At 63.5% G+C, this 23678-nt stretch carries 22 protein-coding genes, 2 tRNA genes and 2 rRNA genes; 8 read left to right on the top strand and 18 right to left on the bottom strand.

Going from position 1 to position 23678, the window contains the following annotated elements; all coding sequences use genetic code 11:
* From HWW87_RS23785 to HWW87_RS23770, 4 genes are all read right to left on the bottom strand, one after another.
* Positions 1 to 261 (bottom strand): 23S ribosomal RNA (locus HWW87_RS23785); the annotation flags it as partial.
* 278 nt (positions 262 to 539) lie between these two features.
* Positions 540 to 615 (bottom strand) — tRNA-Ala (locus HWW87_RS23780).
* Between the two features lie 41 nt (positions 616 to 656).
* Positions 657 to 733: transfer RNA gene (locus HWW87_RS23775), tRNA-Ile, on the bottom strand.
* A 63-nt stretch (positions 734 to 796) separates the two neighbouring features.
* Positions 797 to 2329: ribosomal RNA gene (locus tag HWW87_RS23770) — 16S ribosomal RNA — on the bottom strand.
* A 565-nt stretch (positions 2330 to 2894) separates the two neighbouring features.
* On the opposite strand from HWW87_RS23770, the gene HWW87_RS23765 reads away from it, so the two are divergent.
* From HWW87_RS23765 to HWW87_RS23750, 4 genes are all read left to right on the top strand, one after another.
* The gene (locus HWW87_RS23765) at positions 2895 to 4112 is read left to right on the top strand and encodes a DUF2863 family protein (protein WP_174388161.1); all 1218 of its coding nucleotides are present in this window, start codon (positions 2895 to 2897) and stop codon (positions 4110 to 4112) included.
* A gap of 211 nt (positions 4113 to 4323) precedes the next feature.
* Entirely contained in the window at positions 4324 to 5166 is an 843-nt protein-coding gene (locus HWW87_RS23760; RefSeq protein ID WP_175822382.1) for a response regulator transcription factor, read from the top strand.
* 76 nt (positions 5167 to 5242) lie between these two features.
* A complete protein-coding gene (locus HWW87_RS23755; protein WP_175822381.1) occupies positions 5243 to 5917 on the top strand; it encodes an energy-coupling factor ABC transporter permease in 675 nt (224 codons plus the stop codon).
* Between the two features lie 139 nt (positions 5918 to 6056).
* Positions 6057 to 6713 carry a hypothetical protein gene (locus HWW87_RS23750; RefSeq protein WP_175822380.1) on the top strand — a complete coding sequence of 219 codons (657 nt, stop codon included), beginning with the start codon at positions 6057 to 6059 and terminating at the stop codon, positions 6711 to 6713.
* A gap of 84 nt (positions 6714 to 6797) precedes the next feature.
* Here the strand turns inward: HWW87_RS23750 and HWW87_RS23745 are convergent, their stop codons facing one another.
* Both HWW87_RS23745 and yaaA read right to left on the bottom strand, forming a co-directional pair.
* Positions 6798 to 7952, bottom strand: a complete 1155-nt coding sequence (locus HWW87_RS23745) for a carboxypeptidase family protein (protein WP_175822379.1) — start codon at positions 7950 to 7952, stop codon at positions 6798 to 6800.
* A 285-nt stretch (positions 7953 to 8237) separates the two neighbouring features.
* Entirely contained in the window at positions 8238 to 9020 is a 783-nt protein-coding gene (gene yaaA / locus HWW87_RS23740) for a peroxide stress protein YaaA (protein ID WP_175822378.1), read from the bottom strand.
* Between the two features lie 57 nt (positions 9021 to 9077).
* On the opposite strand from yaaA, the gene HWW87_RS23735 reads away from it, so the two are divergent.
* A complete protein-coding gene (locus HWW87_RS23735) occupies positions 9078 to 9575 on the top strand; it encodes a putative toxin-antitoxin system toxin component, PIN family (protein WP_175822377.1) in 498 nt (165 codons plus the stop codon).
* 28 nt (positions 9576 to 9603) lie between these two features.
* Positions 9604 to 10776, top strand: coding sequence for a pyridoxal phosphate-dependent aminotransferase (locus tag HWW87_RS23730; protein ID WP_175822376.1), 1173 nt, complete (start codon positions 9604 to 9606; stop codon positions 10774 to 10776).
* Between the two features lie 42 nt (positions 10777 to 10818).
* On the opposite strand, the gene HWW87_RS23725 is transcribed toward HWW87_RS23730, so the two are convergent.
* Positions 10819 to 11475, bottom strand: a complete 657-nt coding sequence (locus HWW87_RS23725; protein ID WP_175822375.1) for a glutathione S-transferase — start codon at positions 11473 to 11475, stop codon at positions 10819 to 10821.
* Between the two features lie 202 nt (positions 11476 to 11677).
* Here HWW87_RS23725 and HWW87_RS23720 point away from each other — a divergent pair, with 202 nt between their 5' ends.
* Positions 11678 to 12469 (top strand): enoyl-CoA hydratase, encoded by a 792-nt coding sequence (locus HWW87_RS23720; RefSeq protein ID WP_175822374.1) that lies wholly within the window; start codon positions 11678 to 11680, stop codon positions 12467 to 12469.
* A 219-nt stretch (positions 12470 to 12688) separates the two neighbouring features.
* Complete coding sequence (locus HWW87_RS23715) at positions 12689 to 13381, top strand: glutathione binding-like protein (protein WP_175822373.1); 693 nt, start codon at positions 12689 to 12691, stop codon at positions 13379 to 13381.
* 47 nt (positions 13382 to 13428) lie between these two features.
* Here the strand turns inward: HWW87_RS23715 and HWW87_RS23710 are convergent, their stop codons facing one another.
* The 11 genes from HWW87_RS23710 to nuoK form a co-directional block, all read right to left on the bottom strand.
* Positions 13429 to 13905, bottom strand: coding sequence for a MaoC family dehydratase (locus HWW87_RS23710; RefSeq protein WP_175822372.1), 477 nt, complete (start codon positions 13903 to 13905; stop codon positions 13429 to 13431).
* A complete protein-coding gene (locus HWW87_RS23705; protein ID WP_006478281.1) occupies positions 13902 to 14363 on the bottom strand; it encodes a MaoC family dehydratase in 462 nt (153 codons plus the stop codon). The genes HWW87_RS23710 and HWW87_RS23705 overlap by 4 nt, the downstream gene beginning before the upstream one ends.
* 38 nt (positions 14364 to 14401) lie before the next feature.
* On the bottom strand, positions 14402 to 15535 hold the full coding sequence (locus HWW87_RS23700; protein WP_175822371.1) for an acyl-CoA dehydrogenase: 1134 nt from the start codon (positions 15533 to 15535) through the stop codon (positions 14402 to 14404).
* A 19-nt stretch (positions 15536 to 15554) separates the two neighbouring features.
* Complete coding sequence (locus HWW87_RS23695) at positions 15555 to 16751, bottom strand: acyl-CoA dehydrogenase family protein (RefSeq protein WP_175822370.1); 1197 nt, start codon at positions 16749 to 16751, stop codon at positions 15555 to 15557.
* A gap of 52 nt (positions 16752 to 16803) precedes the next feature.
* Positions 16804 to 17226, bottom strand: a complete 423-nt coding sequence (locus tag HWW87_RS23690; protein WP_006750470.1) for a DUF1178 family protein — start codon at positions 17224 to 17226, stop codon at positions 16804 to 16806.
* 136 nt (positions 17227 to 17362) lie between these two features.
* Positions 17363 to 17953 carry an NUDIX hydrolase gene (locus HWW87_RS23685; protein ID WP_006478277.1) on the bottom strand — a complete coding sequence of 197 codons (591 nt, stop codon included), beginning with the start codon at positions 17951 to 17953 and terminating at the stop codon, positions 17363 to 17365.
* Between the two features lie 39 nt (positions 17954 to 17992).
* Positions 17993 to 18289: a DUF2818 family protein gene (locus HWW87_RS23680; protein WP_006478276.1), complete on the bottom strand. Its 297-nt coding sequence runs from the start codon at positions 18287 to 18289 to the stop codon at positions 17993 to 17995.
* Positions 18289 to 19743, bottom strand: a complete 1455-nt coding sequence (gene nuoN, locus HWW87_RS23675; protein WP_175822396.1) for an NADH-quinone oxidoreductase subunit NuoN — start codon at positions 19741 to 19743, stop codon at positions 18289 to 18291. The genes HWW87_RS23680 and nuoN overlap by 1 nt, the downstream gene beginning before the upstream one ends.
* Positions 19744 to 19782: 39 nt before the next feature.
* The gene (locus HWW87_RS23670) at positions 19783 to 21273 is read right to left on the bottom strand and encodes an NADH-quinone oxidoreductase subunit M (protein WP_175822369.1); all 1491 of its coding nucleotides are present in this window, start codon (positions 21271 to 21273) and stop codon (positions 19783 to 19785) included.
* An 18-nt stretch (positions 21274 to 21291) separates the two neighbouring features.
* Positions 21292 to 23346 carry an NADH-quinone oxidoreductase subunit L gene (gene nuoL / locus HWW87_RS23665; protein ID WP_175822368.1) on the bottom strand — a complete coding sequence of 685 codons (2055 nt, stop codon included), beginning with the start codon at positions 23344 to 23346 and terminating at the stop codon, positions 21292 to 21294.
* A gap of 17 nt (positions 23347 to 23363) precedes the next feature.
* Complete coding sequence (gene nuoK, locus HWW87_RS23660) at positions 23364 to 23669, bottom strand: NADH-quinone oxidoreductase subunit NuoK (protein ID WP_004185739.1); 306 nt, start codon at positions 23667 to 23669, stop codon at positions 23364 to 23366.
* Positions 23670 to 23678: the final 9 nt, after the last annotated feature.

The raw sequence follows: 23678 nt of genomic DNA, 5'->3' as shown, positions 1-23678 counted from the left end.
CATCCCATTTCGCTCGCCACTACTTTGGGAATCTCGGTTGATTTCTTTTCCTGCGGTTACTTAGATGTTTCAGTTCACCGCGTTCGCTTCACTAGACCTATGTATTCAGTCTAGGATGACCCAAAAGGGCCGGGTTTCCCCATTCGGACATCTACGGATCAAAGCTCGTTTGCCAGCTCCCCGTAGCTTTTCGCAGGCTACCGCGTCCTTCATCGCCTGTGATCGCCAAGGCATCCACCACATGCACTTGTTCGCTTGACCCTATAACGAGTCTGTCTCGTTACAGGTTGAGTTCTCGCGTTGTGCCGTATTCCAATTGAGTCGAACATAGAGTTCGAATCATCTTGAGATACATCGATACAATCACAACCCGGATAACTTCCACGTCCATCTCGAGACGCTTCCGCTATCCAAATTACTTACTTCTTCCAGATTGTTAAAGAACGACAGCCGATATCTGTTGATATCCTCTGACTGGCTCAATCGCCAATGCAAAATTCTCGGTTCAGTCTCTGAACCAAGCCCTTAGCGTTGGTGATTGGTGGAGGCAGACGGGATCGAACCGACGACCCCCTGCTTGCAAAGCAGGTGCTCTCCCAGCTGAGCTATGCCCCCATTGAGTACAGATGACCTCAGGTGTACCTACCGCCAGACAATGGTGGGTCTGGTTGGATTCGAACCAACGACCCCCGCCTTATCAAGACGGTGCTCTAACCGACTGAGCTACAGACCCCTGAGTCTGTCTTTAATTTACAGCCGATAAGCGTGAGCGCTCAACTTCGCGAGATAGCTCTGGAAAGGAGGTGATCCAGCCGCACCTTCCGATACGGCTACCTTGTTACGACTTCACCCCAGTCATGAATCCTACCGTGGTGACCGTCCTCCTTGCGGTTAGACTAGCCACTTCTGGTAAAACCCACTCCCATGGTGTGACGGGCGGTGTGTACAAGACCCGGGAACGTATTCACCGCGGCATGCTGATCCGCGATTACTAGCGATTCCAGCTTCACGCACTCGAGTTGCAGAGTGCGATCCGGACTACGATCGGTTTTCTGGGATTAGCTCCCCCTCGCGGGTTGGCAACCCTCTGTTCCGACCATTGTATGACGTGTGAAGCCCTACCCATAAGGGCCATGAGGACTTGACGTCATCCCCACCTTCCTCCGGTTTGTCACCGGCAGTCTCCTTAGAGTGCTCTTGCGTAGCAACTAAGGACAAGGGTTGCGCTCGTTGCGGGACTTAACCCAACATCTCACGACACGAGCTGACGACAGCCATGCAGCACCTGTGCGCCGGTTCTCTTTCGAGCACTCCCGCCTCTCAGCAGGATTCCGACCATGTCAAGGGTAGGTAAGGTTTTTCGCGTTGCATCGAATTAATCCACATCATCCACCGCTTGTGCGGGTCCCCGTCAATTCCTTTGAGTTTTAATCTTGCGACCGTACTCCCCAGGCGGTCAACTTCACGCGTTAGCTACGTTACTAAGGAAATGAATCCCCAACAACTAGTTGACATCGTTTAGGGCGTGGACTACCAGGGTATCTAATCCTGTTTGCTCCCCACGCTTTCGTGCATGAGCGTCAGTATTGGCCCAGGGGGCTGCCTTCGCCATCGGTATTCCTCCACATCTCTACGCATTTCACTGCTACACGTGGAATTCTACCCCCCTCTGCCATACTCTAGCCTGCCAGTCACCAATGCAGTTCCCAGGTTGAGCCCGGGGATTTCACATCGGTCTTAGCAAACCGCCTGCGCACGCTTTACGCCCAGTAATTCCGATTAACGCTCGCACCCTACGTATTACCGCGGCTGCTGGCACGTAGTTAGCCGGTGCTTATTCTTCCGGTACCGTCATCCCCCGGCTATATTAGAACCAAGGATTTCTTTCCGGACAAAAGTGCTTTACAACCCGAAGGCCTTCTTCACACACGCGGCATTGCTGGATCAGGCTTTCGCCCATTGTCCAAAATTCCCCACTGCTGCCTCCCGTAGGAGTCTGGGCCGTGTCTCAGTCCCAGTGTGGCTGGTCGTCCTCTCAGACCAGCTACTGATCGTCGCCTTGGTAGGCCTTTACCCCACCAACTAGCTAATCAGCCATCGGCCAACCCTATAGCGCGAGGCCCGAAGGTCCCCCGCTTTCATCCGTAGATCGTATGCGGTATTAATCCGGCTTTCGCCGGGCTATCCCCCACTACAGGACATGTTCCGATGTATTACTCACCCGTTCGCCACTCGCCACCAGGTGCAAGCACCCGTGCTGCCGTTCGACTTGCATGTGTAAGGCATGCCGCCAGCGTTCAATCTGAGCCAGGATCAAACTCTTCAGTTTAAACCTGTTACTGTTTTCGGTTCTTTCGAACCGGTCGCTCACTCAAAGCTGACAGGAACATGAATTGCTTCATGAACCTGACTTACTTTAGTGTGAGACTCTTGATACTTTCGCTATCTGATCCGAGGATCAGCTCGCTTCCATCAAGCGCCCACACTTATCGGCTGTTAATTTTTAAAGAGCATTTCTGCGAGGAACCTGAGGTTTCTCAGCAGCGCCGCGTTTTCAGCAGCAGAGAAGCGAGATTATGAACCGTGTTTCGCAGTTCGTCAACAACTTTTTACCTACTTCGTTGCGACTGCGGGGCTCAACTTCCGTACCGCCAAGGCTCGCTACCACCGAACCCCAACAGCACCGCTTCCCTTCCTCCCGCGCCGTGTTTCCGTTAGCGCGAAAGAGGCGTGATTCTAAGCAGCTCACGCCGTGAGCGCAAGGGGCTTGAAGCAACTTTTTTACAAACGCCGCAATTCGGCCGTCTGGCCGTGCCTGGGCACGATACCGCTTATGGTGCAAAGAACGGACTAGAATGTGAGGTTCTTCGCCTCTTTCTATATACGTCTTTAATATGCGCCAGCGAATCGCCAAACGCCTCCCCCCCGATGCCGACAAACTGGTCGGTCTGTCGCTTGCGCTCTTCGCGTCGGGCAGCCGCATCGAGGATCGCTTCTGGGAAGCGAAGCTCGATGCGCTGCTCGCCAAGATTGTCCGCAACGGCAATCAGACCACGCTCGATGCCGCGCTCGACCATCTTCAGCAGAATCATCCCGACGCCTACGGCGCGCTCGCCGACATGGCCGAGACGCACAGCGAGTCGATGGTGATCGAACACGACGGCCAACCGTACGATGCGCTGCTGGTCGCCGTCCCGGTTCTCGCCTGGACGCGCTACATGATTCCGTCCGGCCCGCTCAAGGGCGACGTTACCGACGCGCTGCGAACGCACCTGCAGGCGCACGTGCTCGCGAACGGCACGCTCGTCGGGCTCGCACCGTTCCTCTACAGCATCGACCAGTTGCCGCGGCACCACGTGGAAACCTACCGGCTGGCCCAGCAACTCGCCCATGCGGCAATCGGCCAGCACACCCCGAAGCTGAGCTTCGGCGACCTGCCGGAAACCTCGCCGATCCTGGCCGATCCGCGCTTCCTGCTGGCGGTCGTCGCCGCGCCGGCCGGCTCGCCGCTGTTCCGCTGGCAGGAAGAAGAAAACGGCAGCCGGATCGAGCGCGGCCAGTGCCTCGAACAATGGACGGCCCAGGGCGGCCCGAACCTGTCGATCGCGCTGCCCGGCTGCGAGTTCGAATGCCTGCTTCCGGACGCGTACTACTCGGCCTGTCGCGATGCGGACGAACGCGTGCGTCCGCACACCGTCCGAACGGCCATTCGTTATCTATTCGACACACTTGGTGCGGCGCCGCAGGAGCTTCGCGCGGTGGTCGCCGGCTTCGGCGAACGTCGTATCGACGAGTACCGCGTCGGCTTCACGCGGCGTGCCAGCAACGACGTGATCTACGGCGTCGTGTGGCCGCTCTACGGCCGTGAAAACGGCGACGTATCGATCGACAACGCGACGCTCGAAGGCGAAGCGCCGATCGAAGGGCCGCTCGAGGAAATCGTGAGCCTGCTGAAAGAATGCGGCGTAACCGACGTCCGCCGGCACGCGGGCCGCTTCGAACCCGAATACTGCGACGACTGCGGCGTGCCGCTTTATGCCGATCCGCTCGGTGAAATCGTCCATGCGGAAATGCCGGAAGACGCGTCGCCCGCCCAGCCGCACTTCCACTGACCCACCCCCGCAGGCCCCGACAGCCTGCCCTGCCCAAAGCCGCTTCCGGTGTCCACCGAAGCGGCTTTTTTCTTATCCGATGCCCCGTCGCCCAAAATTTCGAACTTTTCCTAAGCCTTTCAGCCAAGCAGACATCGTGTAAGGTCTTTGTCATTATCGGGCCCAGCCAATACCCGACAGCAGTCAATGACTCACTTCACGGAGGTTGAATATGCGGTTCTTGGTACTTAACTCAGACGCCGAACGGCGTGACGGACTGAAGACCCTGTTGCGGCAGATCGACCGGCACGCCAGCATCAACGATGCACCTGACGGTTTCCAGGCGCGCCGGCTGCTGCGCACCCAGCGTTTCGACCTCGTCGCGATCGACTGGCTGGACGTAGGCCGGCTCAGCGAGCTTCAGGCACTCGGCAACGCGTGCTCGCCGACACCGGTCGCCGTTCTGGTCGACGACATCTCGCCCGAAGCTATCCAGCGCTTCTTCAATTACGGCGTCGCGGGCGTGATCCCACATTCCACGCGGCCGCACCTGATCGTGCGAGCGCTCGAGATCGTCCTGCTCGGCGGACACTACATTCCGCCGATCGCCCTCAGCCTGCTGCCGTCCACGGCGACGACGACGGCGCGCCACGACGCCCATTTCCAGAAGCTCGCCGGCTCGCTGCCCCGGCGCCCGCCGAGCGGCCTCCTGTCGCCGCGCCAAGCGCAGATCATGCGGTTCGTCCACATGGGCAGCACGAACAAGATGATCGCGCGTACGCTCGGCATCAGCGAAGGCACCGTGAAGATCCACCTCGCGAGCATCTTCCAGCAGCTCGGCGCCGCAAACCGCGCCGCCGCGGTCGCGATCTACAACGGCTGGCTGTCGCCCCACCTCGAGGTGCTGCTGGCGAACCGCAACCGCGCCCGCAAACCAGCCATAGGAGAACACGGCCCGGCTCCGCTGCGTACACAACGGCACGACCGTCCGTACCCGTTGCCCACCGCGAATGCCGACACGCAGGACCTGCCGCTCGCCGCCGAGCCGCCGGCACGGTTCCGGCGCGGACGCTAGGCAAACAGTCTCGATATTGCGACGGTCGGGCATGTGCAGGCTCCCACCTTTGATGCTCAACGAGTAATATGGACGCATGGGTTTTCTTTTCACACCGCTTCCGCTCTGGGTTGGCATCGGTGGCTGGATCGCCGCCGTGGCCCTGCTCGCGCTCGCGATCTGGAATCGCCCCTTCGTACGCCTGCAAGACGCCACGCTTCAGCACGTGTGGCTTGCACTCGTCACTGCGATCACGGTCCTGTGGGCCTCGAACGCATGGCTCGAAGATGGCATCGTCATGCATCTGCTCGGCGCAACGTTGCTCGTCACGCTGTTCGACTGGACACTCGCACTGATCGCGATGGGCGCCGTCACGGCGATCGCCGCGGTCATCTTCGACGCGCCGTGGCAAGGCATCGGCCTGACCTATCTGATCTACGGTGCACTGCCTGTCGGCGTGTCGGCGTTGCTGCAACGCGCCGCGCTCGCCTGGTTGCCGCACAACCTCGCGTCGTTCATCACCGGGCAGGGCTTCCTGTCCCCAGCCATCGCGATCGTCGCGGTCGCCGCCGCGGCGGCCGGTGTCCAGCTCGCGCTCGCGGGCGGCGTGCCCGTCGTGATTCCGGCCGGCTATCTGCTGAACACCGCGCTGCTCGCGCTCGGCGAAGCATGGTTCACCGGCATGGCAACGGCACTCATCGCCGTCTATCGCCCTGCGTGGGTCACGACCTTCGACGTCCGGCGCTACCGCCTCGGCGGCCCGCGCGCCTGAATTTCCTCCGGATCGGCTCGGCGCACACGCGTACCGGCGGCACTTCCACCGCGCGCGCCGAATACGCCACCTACTGCCGCACAACTTTTTTACGCTAAGATTGAACTCCTGTTCTTCATCGGGCATCTATATGTGCCCGATGTCTCCTTCGCTCATCACCAATAACCAGATGGACAGCTCACCTGCCTCGCTCCGGATTTTCCGGGCGCTCGGCAAGCTGGCAGCCTGTATCGCGGGCCTGTCGCTTGCGCTTCCCGCTCCGGTATTCGCCGACCTGCTCGACCAGCGCTCCGAACTGATCAACAAATTCGTCAACGAGATGCATGCCGATCCGCTCGCCGCCGATTGTGCGGCGCACGGCAGCTTCATCGCCAGCACGTCGACGGCCTTCGACCGCGTCGACTTCGCGCCGAACGCATTCGATAGCGGCAACGCGACGATCACGCCGTGGAACGACTCGTTCGACCAAGGCAAGCAGCGCGTGAAAGTCGACAATATCGTCACCGTCGACGGGCTCGGCATCCACAGCAACGGCAGCGATCCGACGCCGCTGAAATTCCGTTGCGGCTATGTCGGCCAGCAAATGCTCGCGTTCAGCTGGAACGACCCGGTTCCGCCGCTGAAGCCGCGCGTCGAGCGCTCGTCGTCTCCGACGAAGAAATTCAAGGGCAAGTCGCACCGCGGCAAAGCCAAGGCGAAAGCATCGAGCCGTACCGGCAGCAAGAAGGCAGTGGCGACGAAAAAATCAGGCGGCCAGAATAAAGCCGTGAAGAAAAAAACCGCGAAGAAGTCCTGATACGACGGAGCGGCAACGACAACAGCAAAAAAAGCCGGCGCATCTCGCGATGCGCCGGCTTTTTTCATGCGACGACGGCGGTGCTTACGCGAACGTGTCGACGTGCACCAGGATCGCGGCCAGCATCGCCGCGCCGAGCGCCGCGCTGCGCTCGCCGTTCCAGCCGACGCGCTCGTCGGGCAGGTTCGCGTTGTCCTTGAACGGCATTTCGAGCGTCAGCGACAGGCAGCCGAACTGATGGCCAACATACTTCGACGCGAGCTTCAACGCATCTTCCTTGTACTTGCTCGCCGCGTAGCCATGCTCGGTCTGGAAGTCGGGGCTTGCGACCTTGAACGCGTCGATGAACGCGGCCTGCTCCTTGCCCTGCTGCTCGGTAAAGCTCGGCAGCATCTCCGAGCCGGCGACGAACACGTACGGCAGATCCTCGTCGCCGTGAATGTCGAAGAACATGTCGCAGCCGATCGCGTGGATTGCGTCGCGCACGGCCAGGACCTCAGGGCTGCGCTCGGCATCGGGCGCCATCCACTCGCGGTTCAGGTTCGCGCCGGCTGCATTGGTGCGCAGGTTGCCGTGCACGCTGCCGTCCGGGTTCATGTTCGGGACGATGTAGAACGTCACGCGATCGTAGAGCTTGCGCGCCACCGGATCGCCGGCCCAGTCGCCCCATCCGGCCAGCCGTTTGACCAGGCCTTCGACGAACCACTCGGCCATCGACTCGCCCGGATGCTGGCGCGCGATGATCCACACCTTCTTCTTCGGCGCACCGTCCGTTTCCGGCGTGCCGAGCGTCAGCAGCGACATCGGACGGCCTTCGACCGTACGGCCGAGCTCGACGACGCTCGCCTGCGGCAACTGCTGGACCGCGCCGAGAAACGCCGCGTGACGCTCTTCCGAGTACGGTTCGAAATACGCGTAGTAGATGCTGTCGAACTCCGGCGTATGGTCGATGGTCATCGTCTTGCCGTCGAACGTCGTCGGCACGCGGAACCAGTCGACCCGGTCGTAGCTCGCCACCGCGTGGTAGTTGCGCCAGCCGGACGGATACGCGCATTCGGCTGCGTTCTCGAACGTCATCACGCATCGCTCGCCGCGCGCACCCGTCAAGCGGTAGTAAAACCATTGCGCGAATTCCGAACGATTGTCGCCGCGCACGCGCAGCCGGATCGAGTCGGGGCTGTCGCACGACACGACGTCGATTGCGCCTGCGTCGAAATTACTGGTGATCGAAAGGGCCATCTGTCTATCTCCTTTGTCGACTGGCGTTAGCGCTTTAGCGCTTACGCCAGTCCCATGCAAAGCTGTCGACCGGAGTTAGCGCTTTAGCGCTTACGCCAGTCCCATGCAAAGCTGTCGACCGGAGTTAGCGCTTTAGCGCTTATGCCAGTCCCATGCAAAGCTGTCGACCGGAGTTAGCGCTTTAGCGCCTACACCGGTCCCAAGCAAAGCTGTCGACCGAAGCGGCGTCGCACCGCCCGTCCGGCCTCACGCATGCGCCGGCCGTCTCGTGAACGGCCAACAGGGTCACTCGCCGACACGCCGGCGATATACGTAAGTCGAATCGTTCGACGCAGCCGCATCGAACGCATAGCCTTCGGTCGCGAATGCCTTCAGCGCCTTCGGGTCGGTGATACGGTTCTCGACGACAAAACGCGCCATCAGGCCGCGCGCGCGTTTCGCATGGAAGCTGATGATCTTGTAGCGGCCGCCCTTCCAGTCCTCGAATACCGGCGTGATGACCGGTGCGGCCAGCAGCTTCGGCTTGACCGACTTGAAGTATTCGGTCGACGCGCAGTTGACGAACACGCGCGCCGCGCCGCTGCGCGTCTCGAGTTGCTCGTTCAGCGCCCGCGTGATGCGGTCGCCCCAGAACGCGTACAGATCCTTGCCGCGCGCGTTCGCGAAACGCGTGCCCATCTCGAGCCGGTACGGCTGCAGCAGGTCGAGCGGACGCAGCAGCCCGTACAGGCCCGACAGCACGCGCACGTGCTGCTGCGCATAGTCGAGATCGGTCGGCGACAGCGATTTCGCGTCGAAACCCTCGTAGACGTCGCCGTTGAACGCCAGCACGGCCTGCTTCGCGTTGGCCGGCGTGAAGGTCGGCGACCAGTCGGCGTAGCGCTGGAAGTTCAGGCGCGCGAGCGGATCGGAGATATCCATCAGCGTCGCGATGTCCTGCGGCGACAGCTTGCGCAGGCCGTCGATCAGCTCCGACGCGTCGTCGACGAATGCAGGCTTCGTGTAAGACTGGACGTGCGGGGGCGTATCGTAGTCGAGGGATTTGGCGGGAGAGAGAACGATTATCATAGAGGCTCGCTGGCACGCCGTGCCTTGCGGTCAGACGAAAACCACCGATTGTAACGAATGCCCCGCTCTCTCGCCCCGCACGCCGCACACCGCGTCGTGCTCGACTCGAACGTCTGGATCGACATCCTCGTATTCGACGACCCCGCTACGCGCCCGATCCGTGCCGCGCTGGAGCACGGCATGCTTGCCGCCGTGATCGACGGCCGCTGCCTGACCGAACTCGAATACGTGCTCGACTATCCGCAGTTCCAGTCGCGTGCGATCGACAAGGTTGCCGCGCTCGCCACCGTCGCCCGACTCGCGAGCCTCGTCGAACCGCCGCCCGTCGACGCCGACGCGCCGCCGCTGCCGAAGTGCAAGGACCGCGACGATCAGAAATTTCTCGAACTCGCCCGCGCCGCGCAGGCCGAGTGGCTCGTGTCGAAAGACCGCGCGCTGCTGAAGCTCGCGAAGCGCACCGCACGCGACTTCGGTTTCCGGATCGCGCAACCCGCGCCGTTTGTGGAAGCCTGCGCACTCGACGCCGCGCCGCCCGCCACGGCGACGCCCGCCTGACGCACCCCATCCGAATTCGACCGTATCGATGAACGCTCCTTCAGATATGCCAACGACGCCCGTTTTCCCTTCGCGCCTGCCCAACGTCGGCACGACGATCTTCACGGTCATGAGCGCGCTCGCCGCCGAAAAAGGTGCGGTGAACCTCGGCCAGGGTTTCCCGGATTTCGATTGCGATCCGCGCATCGTCGATGCGGTCGCAACCGCGATGCGCAACGGGCACAACCAGTATCCCCCGATGGCCGGCGTCGCGCCGCTACGCGACGCGATCGCCGACAAGATCGCGCAGGTGTACGGCCGGCGCTACGATCCGGGCACCGAAATCACCGTGACGGCCGGCGCAACGCAGGCGCTGCTGACGGCAATCCTGTGCGCGGTGCATCCGGGCGACGAAGTGATCGTCGTCGAGCCGACCTACGACAGCTACCTGCCGTCGATCGAGCTCGCTGGCGGCAAGCCCGTGTTCGTCACGCTGGAGGCGCCCGACTACGCGATCCCGTTCGACCGTCTCGCGGCCGCGATCACGCCGAAAACGCGGATGATCCTGATCAACACGCCGCACAACCCGACGGGCACCGTGTGGCGCGAGGCGGACATGCGCAAGCTCGAGGACATCGTGCGCGGCACCAACGTGCTGATCCTGTCCGACGAAGTCTACGAACACATGGTCTACGACGGCGCGCGCCACGAGAGCGTCGCGCGCTACCCGGCGCTCGCCGCGCGCAGCTTCATCGTATCGAGCTTCGGCAAGACCTATCACGTGACGGGCTGGAAGGTCGGTTACGTCGCGGCGCCTGCCGCGCTGACCGCGGAATTCCGCAAGGTCCACCAGTTCAACGTGTTCACGGTGAACACGCCGATGCAGATCGGCCTCGCCGACTACCTGCGCGACCCGGCGCCGTACCTGTCGCTCGCGGGCTTCTATCAGCAGAAGCGCGACTTCTTCCGGGCCGGCCTCGAGCGCACGCGCTTCAAGCTGCTGCCGTGCACGGGCACGTACTTCCAGTGCGTCGATTACTCGGCGATCAGCGACCTGCCCGAAGCGGAATTCTCGAAGTGGCTCACGTCGGAGATCGGCGTGGCCGCCATTCCGGTGTCGGCGTTCTATCACGAGCCGCACGAATCGGGCGTCGTCCGCTTCTGCTTCGCGAAGCAGGAAAGCACGCTCGCGTCCGCGCTCGAACGGCTCGCCCGCCTGTAAGACCCGCACGGGCGGCCGCACGCCGCCCTTCGGGAACCGCGCTTACGAACGCACGACGTTCGCCGCTTCGACATACGCCTTGCGCTCGGCTGCCACGCGTTGCGCGGCCGGGCGTTCACTCACCGTCTTCGCGTGCGCCTTCCAGTCGATACCTGCATCGAGCAGGAAGTCGCGCCCGAAGATGGCCTTCGTCGCCATTCCGATGACCGGCAGATGGACCCACGCGGCAATGTCCGCGAGGCCGAACGACACGCCGAGCACATACGGCGAAAACTGCGTCATCTGCTTGAATGCATCGATCGCGCGCGGCAGGCGCTTCTCGACGTGCGCCTTCATCCCGTCGCTCACCTTGCCGCCGAAAAACGCTTCCGTGTACACCTCGCGCGCCATCCATTCGAGATACAGCTCGAGCGTCTCGACCAATTCACGCACCTTCGCCGCCGCGAACGGGCTCGCGGGGAAAATGCCTTTCTGGGGATAGCGCGCCGCCAGGTATTCGATGATCGCCTGCGACTCGAACAGCGCGCCCTCTTCGGTCTTCAGGAACGGAATCTTGCCGAGCGGCGAATCGGCAAGCTGCGCCGGATCGCTGATCGGCAAACCGCACATCGCTTCCTCGAACGGAATGTCGTGCTCGAGCAGAACGAACTTCACCTTGTTGTAGTAGTTGGACAACGGAATACCGCACAGCTGTAGCATCGGAGTCTCCTTCCTTGCTGAAGTGCGACCGCATCGACGCCGGCCGCATCGGGATTCAACACGCTGAAAAGCACGTTCGTGCTAGTCTAAAGCAAGTTGTGCGTTCGTCACGACAACATGACCTCCGCTGCGGCGTCGGTTCCGCCTGTCCGCGCGACACATGCGGCGTCGCCGCCGCGCCACCCGATGGAGACACGCTCGCATGAGTGCTGAACTGCTGGCCTCGCGTCCGCCCGAGAGCGAATCGACGCTCGTCCTCACGCTGTCCAATCCCGGCGCGCGCAACGCGCTGCATCCCGACATGTATGCGGCCGGCATCGAAGCGCTCGCCACCGCCGAGCGCGATCCGGCGATTCGCGCCGTCGTGCTGACGGGTGCCGATCGTTTCTTCTGCGCAGGCGGCAACCTGAACCGGCTGCTCGAGAATCGCTCGAAGGATCCGTCCTTCCAGGCCGACAGCATCGATCAGCTCGCGGCATGGGTCACGGCGATCCGCGCGTCGACGAAGCCGGTGATCGCGGCCGTCGAAGGCGCCGCGGCCGGCGCGGGCTTCTCGCTCGCGCTCGCGTGCGACCTGATCGTCGCCGCACACGATGCGAAATTCGTGATGTCGTATGCGCGCGTCGCCCTGACGCCCGACGGCGGCGGCTCGTGGTTTCTCGCCCGCGCGCTGCCGCGTGCGATCGCGGCCGAGATCCTGTTCGAAGGCAAGCCGGTTGCCGCCGAACGCCTGCATGCGCTCGGCGTCGTCAACCGGCTCGCCGCGCCCGGCACGGCGCTGAACGACGCACTGGCATGGGCCGACGCGCTCGCCGGCATCTCGCCGAATGCGCTCACGCGCATCAAGTCGCTGCTCGACGACGCGACCGCGCAACCGCTGGACGCGCACCTCGGCACCGAGCGCGATCATTTCGTCGCGTCGCTGCATCATGCGGACGGACTCGAAGGCATCACCGCCTTTCTCGAGAAGCGCCAGCCGCGCTACAGGCGCTGATCCGCCGCGTCGGCCTTCGAACCGACGCCACGCCGCCGCGTCCATCCGATGCGGCACGTCGACGCCGCGCGCAACGTCGCGGCGATCTCCCACCCGGCCGCGCATGCCCGTCGGCACGTGCGTTTCCGTCGCCAGCAGCCCGTGTCGATCCATGCTCTAATGACCGCCTGTCGCGGCGCCGCCGGTGCCGTTTTCGCGCATGTCACACAGGAGTTGACGATGATCGACGTCTATAGCTGGGCGACCCCGAACGGCCACAAGGTACACATCATGCTCGAGGAAACAGGCCTCGCGTATCGTGTCCATCCGGTCGATATCGGCGCGGGCGACCAGTTCGAGCCCGAATTCCTGAAGATCAGCCCGAACAACAAGATCCCCGCGATCGTCGATCCGGACGGCCCCGGCGGCCAACCGATCTCGCTGTTCGAATCGGGCGCGATCCTGATCTACCTCGCGGAGAAGACCGGCAAGTTCCTGCCGACCGATCCGGCCGCGCGCTATGCGACGCTCGAGTGGCTGATGTTCCAGATGGGCGGCGTCGGCCCGATGCTCGGGCAGGCGCACCACTTCCGCCTGTATGCGCCGGAAAAGATCGAGTATGCGGTCAACCGCTACACGAACGAAGCGAAGCGGCTGTACAACGTGATGGAAAAGCGCCTCGGCGAATCCGAGTATCTCGCGGGCGACACGTACACGATCGCGGACATTGCGACGTTCCCGTGGACGCGCTCGTGGCAAAACCAGGGCATCGTGCTCGACGCGTTGCCGAACGTGAAGCGCTGGCACGAGGCGATCGCCGCGCGACCGGCCGTGCAGCGCGGCGTCGAGGTGCTCGCGTCGATGCGCAAGCCGCTGCAGGACGACAAGGCACGCGAGGTGCTGTTCGGCGCAACGCAATACGCGAAGCACTGACAAGCGTGTGACGAGCCGAGCGGCATCCGTGCATGCCGCTCGGCGCTTCAGAAGTAATGCAGCGTGATGAACTCCGCCGCGCATACCGGCAGCGGCGCGTCGGGGCGCTCGACCTGCATCGATACCGACCACGTCACCTGGATGCCGCCGCGCGCGGCGTCGACGGTTTCCTTCACCGCGAACAGCGCACGCACGCGCGCCCCGACCGGTACCGGCTTCAAAAACCGCACGCGGTTCAGCCCGTAGTTCACGCCCATTTTCTGCTCGAAGCGCATTGCGTCGGTCATCAACGCAGGAATCAGCGACAGCGTCAGGAACCCGTGCGCGATCGGTCCGCCGAACGGCGACTCGCGCCGCGCGCGCTCGGGGTCGACGTGAATCCATTGATGATCGCCGGTCGCGTCGGCGAAACCGTCGACGCGCGGCTGGTCGATCTCGACCCAGCCACTCGCGAGCGGCTCCGCGCCGACCCGCGCCTGCAGCGCCTGCGCCGAGGCGATCAGCGGCAAGGTCACGTCGGTCATGGGTTCGCGCCTCCCGGATGGCGCAGCCCGAAAATCACCTTGGTATGCACGGAGATCACCGTCTCGCCGGCTTCGTTCACGCCGACCCATTCGGTCGACACGATGCCGCGGTCGGGCTTGCTCTCCGACACGCGCTTGTCGTGCACCTTCTGATACATCGTGATCGTGTCGCCGGCGCGCACCGGCTTCAGCCAGCGGATCGAATCGATGCCCGGCGAGCCCATGCTGGTCGAATCCGGCCCGAGCTTCTGGACCAGCAGGCTCATGAACACCGAGCACGTATGCCAGCCGCTCGCGACGAGGCCGCCGAAATGCGACGCCTTCCCCGCTTCCTCGTCGACATGGAACGGCTGCGGATCGTAGCGCTTCGCGAACGTCTTGATGTCGTCGGGCTCGAACGTGTAGCGGCCCACTTCGGTGGTACTGCCGACCACCAGGTCTTCGTAACTGATGCCCACTGATGAGTCTCCTTGTCTGGCGCGCTCGCGCGTCGCCGTCATGCTACGTCGGTCTGCGCGAAATCGGGCAGCGCCACGATGCGGGCGAGGTGATGATCGGTATCGCCGAGCGTCGTCTCGATGATCGACAGCCGCTTGAACAGGTGCGCGGCGGCCACCTCGTTGGTCACGCCCATGCCGCCGTGCAGCTGGACCGCCTGCTGGCCGACGAAGCGCGCGGCCGTACCGACCCGCGCCTTCGCGGCCGACACGGCCTTGCGCCGCGCATCGGCATCGCCGTTCGCGTAGCGCACCGCCGCGAGATAGGTCAGCGAACGCGCCTGCTCCGCATGGATCAGCATGTCGACCATCCGGTGCTGCAGCGCCTGAAAACGCGCGATCGGCACGCCGAACTGCTCGCGCGTCTTCGTGTATTCGACCGTCGCGCGATTCAGTTCGTCGAGCGCGCCGACCGCTTCCGCGCACAGCAGGAAGGTTGCGTAATCGGCGATCTGCTCGAGTGCCGCCACATCGCGCGCACCGCCCGTCAACAGTCGGGCCGGCGTGTCGTTGAACGCGATCGTCGCGGCACGCTGGCCGTCGATGGTCCGGTAGTCGACCACCTTCGCGTTGGCCGCATCGCGTTCGACGACCAAGAGGCCGATGCCGCCGCCGTCGACCCGCGCAGGCACGATCCACACGTGCGCCTGGGCGCCGTGCTGAACCACCGACTTGGTGCCGGTCAGCCGGTACGTGCCGCCCTGCTCGCGCGCGTGCGTGTCGAGTTCGTACAGGTCGTAGCGTGCCTGCGGTTCGTGGAACGCGACCGCCACGCGCTTTTGCCCCTGCGCGATCGCCTCCAGCAGCGCGGCGTCGTCGCCGGTGCCGGAGCCGGCGATCCGCAACGCCTCGACGCCGACCGCCGTGGCCCAGTACGGCTCGATCACGAGCGCGCGGCCGAGCTCCTGCATCACGACCAGCATGTCGACCGGCCCGCCGCCGAAGCCGCCCTGTGCGTCCGGCACGGGCAACGCGGTCAATCCCAGTTCGGTGAATGCGCTCCACTGCGCGTCCGACACGCCGGTATCGCTGCGCACGATCGCCTGGCGCGCTTCGAAGCCGTATTGCTCGCCGAGATACCGGCGCAGCGCGTCGGCGAACTGCTGCTGCTCATCGGTAAAGCTGAAATCCATGGTTGTCTCCGTTCCCTGATCACAGCCCCAGAATCATCTGCGCGATGATGTTCTTCTGGATCTCGTTCGAACCGCCGTAGATCGACGTCTTCCGGTAATTGAAGTAGTACGCGGCGAGCGGCGCCGCATCGTCGTCGCCCGCGATGCTGTGTTCGCGCTCGCCGTCGAGGAACGGCACGTCGAACGGGGCGGCCAGCGGGCCGATCGCTTCGACCATCAGCTCGGTGAGCGCCTGCTGCACCTCGGTGCCCTTGATCTTCAGCATCGACGCCTCGGGGCCGGGCCCCTTGCCGCTCGTCTCGCGGCTGACGACGCGCAGCACCGTCACTTCCAGCGCCATCAACTCGACTTCGAGCGCCGCGACCTTCGCGGCGAACACGGGATCGACGAGCAACGGCTTGCCGTTCTTGCGCTGGTTCGACGCCACCCGCTTCAGGAATGCGAGCTCCCGCTTCGACGCGCCGACGCGCGCGATGCCGGTGCGTTCGTGGCCGAGCAGGTATTTCGCGTAGGTCCAGCCGCGGTTCTCGTCGCCGACGAGGTTCTCGACCGGCACCTTCACGTCCTCGAAGAACACCTCGTTGACCTCGTGGTCCTCGTCGAGCATCACGATCGGGCGCACCGTGATGCCGGGCGTCTTCATGTCGATCAGCAGGAACGAGATGCCCTCCTGCTTCTTCGCAGCCGGATCGGTGCGCACGAGGCAGAACATCATGTCGGCGTACTGGCCGAGCGTGGTCCAGGTCTTCTGGCCGTTGACGACGTAGTGATCGCCGTGGCGCTCGGCGCGCGTGCGCAGCGACGCGAGGTCGGATCCGGAACCCGGCTCCGAATAACCCTGGCACCACCAGTCGGTGCCGTCGAGGATGCGCGGCAGATAGTGGCGCTTCTGCGCTTCGCTGCCGTATTTCATCAGGACCGGCGCGACCATCGACACCCCGAACGGCAGCACGGTCGGCGCACCGATCCGCGCGCACTCCTCGTCCCAGATGTGCCGCTGCGTCGCGTTCCAGCCCGGGCCGCCATATTCGACCGGCCAGGCGGGCGCGGACCAGCCGCGCTGGCCGAGAATCCGGTGCCAGCTCGCGAAATCCTCGCGGTCGAGTCGTTTGTGATCGAGTACCTTGGCGCGCAGTGCGTGAGGCAGGTTGGCCTCGAGCCAGGCGCGGACGTCGGCGCGGAACGCGTCGTCGGCGGGGGAATAATCCAGATCCATGCGCAGTGTCTCCTGTCCGCAGCCGTCCCCGGCCAAGGACACACTGCGTACGTCATTGCAGCGGTTCTTTCAGCGCGGCTGGAATCGGCAGCGGCATCACGTCGATGCCTTCTTCGACCAAGGACTGCGCATCCTCCGGCGTCGTGACGCCACGAATGCTGCGTGCCGGCGCCTCGTTGTAATGGATGCGCCGCGCTTCCTCGGCGAAGCGCTCGCCCACGTTCTCGGTCTTCTCCAGCACCTCGCGCAGCGCGCGCATCACCTGCGCCTGCAGCGCACGCGGATCGGCCGGCTGCGCTTGCGTCGCGCCCGACAGGTTCAGGCGCGGCGCCGACGGCATCCGGTTGATCTCCGTCGTTCCGCACACCGGACATTCGACCAGCTTGCGGGACAACTGCGCTTCGAATTCATCGGCGGAAGCGAACCAGCCTTCGAACCGATGACCGTGCGGACACTGTAAATCGAGGACCTTCATGCTGAATCAGGGCGTGTAACGAGTGTAGCGCAAAAAGCGGTTTTGTGAACGATCGTGCTAAATCTGGATCACGCGACACGAACGCGCCGCGTCACCGGATTGTAACGCGGCGTTCCGGCCGCCGCTGACGCCGTGCTCAGGGCGTGACGACCGGCCCGAGCGGCCACGTGCCGGACAGCACCTTGTCGAGCCACATCGTGCCGATGATCGTCTTCACGTCGGAGATCTGGCCCGTGCGCACCCATTCCTGCAGGTCGGCCAGCGTCGCGGTGAAGGTTTCGAGGAATTCGCCTTCGTCGAGCTTGCGCTCGCCGGCCGTGAGCCCGCGCGCGAGGTACAGGTCGATGAATTCGGTCGAATAGGAAATGATCGGATGAATGCGGGCCAGGAACACGTATTCACGCGCCGTGTAGCCCGTTTCCTCGCGCAGTTCGCGCACCGCGCACGCGAGCGCGCCTTCGTTCGGATCGAGCTTGCCGGCCGGGAATTCGGCCATCACCTTGCCGATCGGATAGCGGAACTGGCTTTCCATCAGCACGCGGCCGTCGTCGAACAGCGGGATCACCATCACCGCGCCCGGATGCTGCACGTATTCGCGCGTAGCCTTCTTGCCGTCCGGCAGACGGACGGTGTCGCGCTTGAGCTTGAGGAACGCGCCTTCGAAGATCGCCTCGCTCTCGAGGCAGGTTTCGGTCAGTGCGGCGTCGTGATTGGGTAGTTCGGCCATCGGCGGCTCCTGAATGAGCACGACGGACGGCCGGAGCCGTCAGCGTCGTTTGACGAGATACTGGAACGTGAAGCCGGGAAACGCGAACACGACGAAGAGACTGAACGTGATCGCGTAAAACTGCCAGCCCTGTTCGAAGCGGTTGCCGGCGCGCGACTCGAGCCAGAAGCCGAGCGCGCCGACGACGAAGTACAGCACGATCAGCTCGCCGATCCGCACCCACGCATTCTTCTTCGTCGCGCCGAACGGCACGACGGCGAAGAGGCGTTGGTTCAGGAACGGCAGGTTGGCGCAGACGAGCGCCAACAGCACGATGAACCAGCCGGCTGCCGACATTACAGCGGCAGCGTGTGACGGATTGCCTGCAGGCAGGCGGTCAGCAGCGGGCTCGGGATCAGGCCGAGCACGACGACCGCCAGGCCGTTCAGCACGAGGATCGTGCGCTTGCAGAAATCGCCCGAGATCGGCGTCGAATCCTGCGGGGCATCGAAGTACATCAGCTTGACGATGCGCAGGTAGTAGAACGCGCCGAACAGCGACGTGATCACGGCCAGCACGGCCAGCCACGTGAGGCCCGCGTTGACGGTCGCCTCGAGCACGGCGAGCTTCGCGTAGAAGCCGACGGTCGGCGGGATGCCGGCCAGCGAGAACATCATGACCATCATCACGAACGCGAACACCGGGCTGCGCTTGTTGAGGCCCTTGAAGTCGTCGATCGTTTCCGCTTCGAAATCGCGGCGTGCGAGCAGCATCACCACGCCGAACGAGCCGAGCGTCGTGATCAGGTAGACGATCGCGTAGAACATCGCCGAGCTGTATGCGTTCGCCGGTGCCGCCGCGTCGCCCTTCACGATGCCCGCGAGCAGGCCGAGCAGCACGAAGCCCATGTTCGAGATCGCCGAATACGCGAGCATTCGCTTGATGTTGCGCTGGACGATACCGGTGATGTTGCCGACGATCAGCGACAGCGCGGCGAGAATCACGAGCGCGGTCTGCCAGTTCTGCGCGAGCGGCAGCAGGCCCATCACCAGGAAGCGCAGGCCCCACGCGAACGCGGCAACCTTCGGGCCGCCGCCGACGAACAGCGTCATCGCGGTCGGTGCGCCCTGGTAGACGTCCGGCACCCACATGTGGAACGGCACGGCGCCGAGCTTGAACGCGATACCGGCGACGATGAAGATCACGCCGAACATCAGCACGGCCGCGTCGGTGTTGCCACCGACCGCCTTGTACACCTCGCCCAGCTCGAGCGAGCCGGTCGCGCCGTAGAGCATCGAGATGCCGTACAGCACGAAACCCGACGCAAGCGCGCCCAGCACGTAGTACTTCATCGCGGCTTCGCTCGACTGCGGGGCGTCGCGGCGCAGCGCGATGACCGCGTACAGCGACAGCGACATCAGTTCGAGGCCGAGGTACAGCGTCAGGAAGTTGTTGCCCGACACCATGACCAGCTGGCCGAGCAGCGAGAACATGCCGAGCAGGAACACGTCGCCGCGGAACATGTCGCGGTCTTCGAGGTACTTGCGCGAATAGACGAGCGAGACCGCGAAACCGAACGACACGACAGCCTTCATCGTGCTCGCGAACGAGTCGACGACGACCATCTTCGAGAAGAAGTAGTACTGCTGCGGGTCGAGCGCCTGGACCGCGAACCACACGCCGGCGACGACCGACGAGACGACCGCGATCAGATAGGTCAGGCGGCGGCCGGACGCACCGGTAAAGGTGTCGTTCAGCCAAGCGACGACGATGGCGGCCAGCACCAGCGCGTCAGGCAACAGGACATTCATAGGGGCGTTTTGCATGATCTTGAGTTCCTCCGCTCGCGATTACTGGGCCAGCGGCAGCTTCGACTGCGCGACGTGGGAGAGGAGGTTTTCCACGGAAACGTGCATCACGTCGGTGAAAGGCTTCGGATACAGGCCCATCAGCATCGTGAACGCGGCGAGCACGGCCAGCATCAGGAATTCGCGACGGCCGATGTCCTTCAGCTTGGCAACGTGATCGTTCGCCACCGCGCCGAAATACACGCGCTTGTACATCCACAGCGTGTAGGCCGCGCCGAGGATCAGCGTGAATGCCGCGCCGAATGCGATCCAGAAGTTGTACTGGACGGCCGCGAGAATCACCATGAATTCGCCGACGAAACCCGACGTACCCGGCAGGCCGCAGTTGGCCATCGAAAACAGCATCGCGAATGCCGCGAACTTCGGCATCACGTTCACGACGCCGCCGTAATCGGCGATCTGGCGCGAGTGCAAGCGGTCGTACAGCACGCCGATGCAGAGGAACATCGCGCCCGACACGAAGCCGTGCGAGATCATCTGGATGATCGCGCCTTCGACGCCGAGCTGGTTGAAGATGAAGAAGCCGAGCGTGACGAAGCCCATGTGCGCGATCGACGAATACGCGACCAGCTTCTTCATGTCGGCCTGCACCATCGCGACGAGGCCGATGTAGATCACCGCGATCAGCGACAGCGTGATCACGACGGGTGCCAGGAAGTGGCTCGCGTCAGGCGTGATCGGCAGCGAGAAGCGCAGGAAACCGTATGCGCCGAGCTTCAGCATGATCGCTGCCAGCACGACCGAGCCGCCCGTCGGCGCTTCCACGTGCGCGTCCGGCAACCACGTGTGCACCGGCCACATCGGCACCTTCACCGCGAACGCGAGGAAGAACGCAATGAACAGCAGGATCTGCGGCGTCATCGCGATCTTCGCGTTCTGCCATGTCGCGAGATCGAACGAGTGCGTTTCCGTGTACAGGTAGATTAGCGCGACCAGCATCAGCAGCGAGCCGGCCAGCGTGTACAGGAAGAACTTGAACGCCGCATACACGCGGTTCGGGCCGCCCCACACGCCGATGATGATGTACATCGGGATCAGGGTCGCCTCGAAGAACACGTAGAACAGCAGGCCGTCGGCCGACGAGAACACGCCGATCATGATCCCGGACAGGATCAGGAACGCCGCGAGGTACTGCGCGACGTTCTCGGTGATCACTTCCCACGCGGCGATCACGACGATCACCGTGATCAGCGCGGTCAGCACGACGAACCACATCGAGATGCCGTCGACGCCGAGGTGATACGAAATGTCGAAGCGTTCGATCCAGGTCGACTTCTCGACGAACTGCAGCGCAGCCGTGCTCGCGTCGAAGCCCGTGATCAGCGGGATCGTGACCGCGAGGCCGAGCAGCGCACCGATCAGCGCGACCCAGCGGGCCGTCCCCGGATTTTTGTCGTTACCCACCGCAAGCACGAGGAGGCCGAAAACGATCGGCAGCCAGATCGCGGTACTGAGAATCGGAAAAGCGTGCATTAGTGTTGTCTCCCCGCCTTATTTGCCGCCGAGCGTTACAAACAGGGTCAGGAGCCCCAGCATGCCGATGATCATGGCGAACGCGTAGTGATAGATGTAACCGGATTGGAGGAAGCGGATCACGCCGGCGAACCAGCCGATGAACCGGGCGCTGCCGTTGACGAGGCCGTCGATCACCACGACGTCACCCTCCTTCCACAGGCCGCGGCCGATCGCCACCGAACCGCGGGCGAACACCACTTCGTTGATCTTGTCCATGTAGTACTTGTTGTCCAGCAGCGTGTAGATCGGGCCGAACGCGCGGCGGATCGACGCCGGCAGCTCCGGACGCTTCAGGTACAGGAACCACGCGACGACGACACCGGCGAGCGCCAGCCACACCGGCAGGCCCGACACCGAGTGCAGGCCCATGCCGACCCAGCCGTGGAACTCTTCGGCCATCTCGGCCAGCGCCGGGTGGTTTTCGCCGATGAAGATCACCTTGTCGAATGCGACGCCGTGCTGGAAGAAGTCGCCGAACAGCATCGGGCTGATCGCGAACGCACCGATGATCACCGACGGGATCGCCAGCAGGACCAGCGGCACCCACACGACCCACGGGGTCTCGTGCGGCTCGTGCGCGTGGTCGTCATGACCGTGGCCATGGCCGTGGTCGTCGTGGCCGTGCGCGGCCGCCATGCCCATCGGCGATTCCGGATGCTTCGGCTTGCGGAAGCGCTCTTCGCCGTGGAACACCAGGAAGTACATGCGGAACGAGTACAGCGCCGTGACGAACACGCTCGCGACGACCGCGAAGTACGCGAAGCCCGAGCCCGGCAGGTGCGACAGCTTCACCGCGTCGATGATCGAGTCCTTCGAGTAGAAGCCCGAGAAGAACGGCGTACCGATCAGCGCGAGCGAACCGACGAGCGACGTGATCCACGTGATCGGCATGTACTTGCGCAGGCCGCCCATGTTGCGCATGTCCTGGTCGTGGTGCATGCCCATGATGACCGAGCCGGCGCCGAGGAACAGCAGCGCCTTGAAGAACGCGTGCGTCATCAGGTGGAACACGGCGACCGGGTAAGCGGACACGCCGAGCGCGACGGTCATGTAGCCGAGCTGCGACAGCGTCGAGTACGCGACCACGCGCTTGATGTCGTTCTGGACGATGCCGAGGAAGCCCATGAAGAGCGCCGTGATCGCGCCGATCACCGTGATGAACGACAGTGCGGTATCCGACAGTTCGAACAGCGGCGACATGCGCGACACCATGAAGATGCCGGCCGTGACCATCGTCGCCGCGTGAATCAGCGCCGAGATCGGGGTCGGGCCTTCCATCGAGTCCGGCAGCCACACGTGCAGCGGGAACTGCGCCGATTTACCCATCGCACCGATGAACAGGCAGATACAGGCAACGGTCAGCAGGCCCCAGTCGGTGCCCGGGAAGTGCAGGCTCGCGAGTTCCGCGCGCTTCGCGAACACTTCGCCGTAGTTCATCGAGCCGGCGAACGCGAGCAGCAGGCCGATGCCGAGCAGGAAGCCGAAGTCGCCCACGCGGTTCACGAGGAACGCCTTCATGTTCGCGTAGATCGCACTCTCACGCGTGAAGTAGAAGCCGATCAGCAGGTACGACACCAGACCCACCGCTTCCCAGCCGAAGAACAGCTGCAGGAAGTTGTTGCTCATCACGAGCATCAGCATCGAGAACGTGAACAGCGAGATGTACGAGAAGAAGCGCTGGTAGCCGTCCTCTTCCGCCATGTAGCCGATCGTGTACACGTGCACCATCAGCGAGACGAAGGTCACGACGACCATCATCATCGCGGTCAGCGAATCGACGAGGAAGCCGACTTCGAGTTTCAGCGAGCCGACGTTCATCCATTCGTAGACGGTCGCGTTGAAGCTCGCGCCGCCCATCACGTCGAAGAAGACTTTCGCCGACAGGAGGAACGCGATCAATACGCCGAGGATCGTGATCCGGTGTGCGCCCTTGCGCCCGACTGCGTTCCCGAACAGCCCCGCAATCAGCGAGCCGGCCAGCGGAGCGAGCGGAATCGCCAGCAGCAGGTTTTCATTGAGTGTCGTTGACATAACAGCGTTGCCTGAAATTAACCTTTGAGCTGATCGAGATCCTCGACATTGATCGTGTCGAGCTTGCGGAACAGGGTCACCAGAATCGCGAGGCCGATCGCGGCTTCCGCTGCGGCGACGGTCAGCACGAAGAACACGAAGATCTGGCCGTGCACGTCGCCGAGGTAGTGCGAGAACGCGACGAAGTTGGTATTCACCGCCAGCAGCATCAGTTCGATCGCCATCAGGATGATGATGATGTTGCGGCGGTTCAGGAAGATCCCGACGATCGCGATCGCAAAGAGGATCGCGCCGAGCACGAGGTAATGAGCAAGAGTCAACATGGTTTCCTT

Source organism: Burkholderia sp. BCC0419, assembly GCF_902830285.1.
In the GTDB taxonomy this organism is placed as follows: domain Bacteria; phylum Pseudomonadota; class Gammaproteobacteria; order Burkholderiales; family Burkholderiaceae; genus Burkholderia.
Note: the sequence above shows the minus strand (reverse complement) of the source record. Positions and strands in the feature narration are given on the sequence as shown.

Bases quoted from the DNA above. Each gene is read 5' to 3' on its own strand.
- HWW87_RS23680 (WP_006478276.1), bottom strand. From the start codon at position 18,289: ATGTCGGCAGCCGGCTGGTTCATCGTGCTGTTGGCGCTCGTCTGCGCC.
- HWW87_RS23710 (WP_175822372.1), bottom strand. From the start codon at position 13,905: ATGACCGACGTGACCTTGCCGCTGATCGCCTCGGCGCAGGCGCTGCAG.
- HWW87_RS23760 (WP_175822382.1), top strand. From the start codon at position 4,324: ATGCGGTTCTTGGTACTTAACTCAGACGCCGAACGGCGTGACGGACTG.
- HWW87_RS23720 (WP_175822374.1), top strand. From the start codon at position 11,678: ATGAGTGCTGAACTGCTGGCCTCGCGTCCGCCCGAGAGCGAATCGACG.
- HWW87_RS23730 (WP_175822376.1), top strand. From the start codon at position 9,604: ATGAACGCTCCTTCAGATATGCCAACGACGCCCGTTTTCCCTTCGCGC.
- HWW87_RS23695 (WP_175822370.1), bottom strand. From the start codon at position 16,751: ATGGATCTGGATTATTCCCCCGCCGACGACGCGTTCCGCGCCGACGTC.
- nuoL (WP_175822368.1), bottom strand. From the start codon at position 23,346: ATGTCAACGACACTCAATGAAAACCTGCTGCTGGCGATTCCGCTCGCT.
- HWW87_RS23670 (WP_175822369.1), bottom strand. From the start codon at position 21,273: ATGCACGCTTTTCCGATTCTCAGTACCGCGATCTGGCTGCCGATCGTT.
- HWW87_RS23765 (WP_174388161.1), top strand. From the start codon at position 2,895: ATGCGCCAGCGAATCGCCAAACGCCTCCCCCCCGATGCCGACAAACTG.
- HWW87_RS23685 (WP_006478277.1), bottom strand. From the start codon at position 17,953: ATGGCCGAACTACCCAATCACGACGCCGCACTGACCGAAACCTGCCTC.
- HWW87_RS23725 (WP_175822375.1), bottom strand. From the start codon at position 11,475: ATGCTACAGCTGTGCGGTATTCCGTTGTCCAACTACTACAACAAGGTG.
- nuoN (WP_175822396.1), bottom strand. From the start codon at position 19,743: ATGAATGTCCTGTTGCCTGACGCGCTGGTGCTGGCCGCCATCGTCGTC.
- HWW87_RS23745 (WP_175822379.1), bottom strand. From the start codon at position 7,952: ATGGCCCTTTCGATCACCAGTAATTTCGACGCAGGCGCAATCGACGTC.
- HWW87_RS23690 (WP_006750470.1), bottom strand. From the start codon at position 17,226: ATGAAGGTCCTCGATTTACAGTGTCCGCACGGTCATCGGTTCGAAGGC.
- HWW87_RS23750 (WP_175822380.1), top strand. From the start codon at position 6,057: ATGTCTCCTTCGCTCATCACCAATAACCAGATGGACAGCTCACCTGCC.
- nuoK (WP_004185739.1), bottom strand. From the start codon at position 23,669: ATGTTGACTCTTGCTCATTACCTCGTGCTCGGCGCGATCCTCTTTGCG.
- HWW87_RS23715 (WP_175822373.1), top strand. From the start codon at position 12,689: ATGATCGACGTCTATAGCTGGGCGACCCCGAACGGCCACAAGGTACAC.
- yaaA (WP_175822378.1), bottom strand. From the start codon at position 9,020: ATGATAATCGTTCTCTCTCCCGCCAAATCCCTCGACTACGATACGCCC.
- HWW87_RS23755 (WP_175822381.1), top strand. From the start codon at position 5,243: ATGGGTTTTCTTTTCACACCGCTTCCGCTCTGGGTTGGCATCGGTGGC.
- HWW87_RS23735 (WP_175822377.1), top strand. From the start codon at position 9,078: ATGCCCCGCTCTCTCGCCCCGCACGCCGCACACCGCGTCGTGCTCGAC.
- HWW87_RS23700 (WP_175822371.1), bottom strand. From the start codon at position 15,535: ATGGATTTCAGCTTTACCGATGAGCAGCAGCAGTTCGCCGACGCGCTG.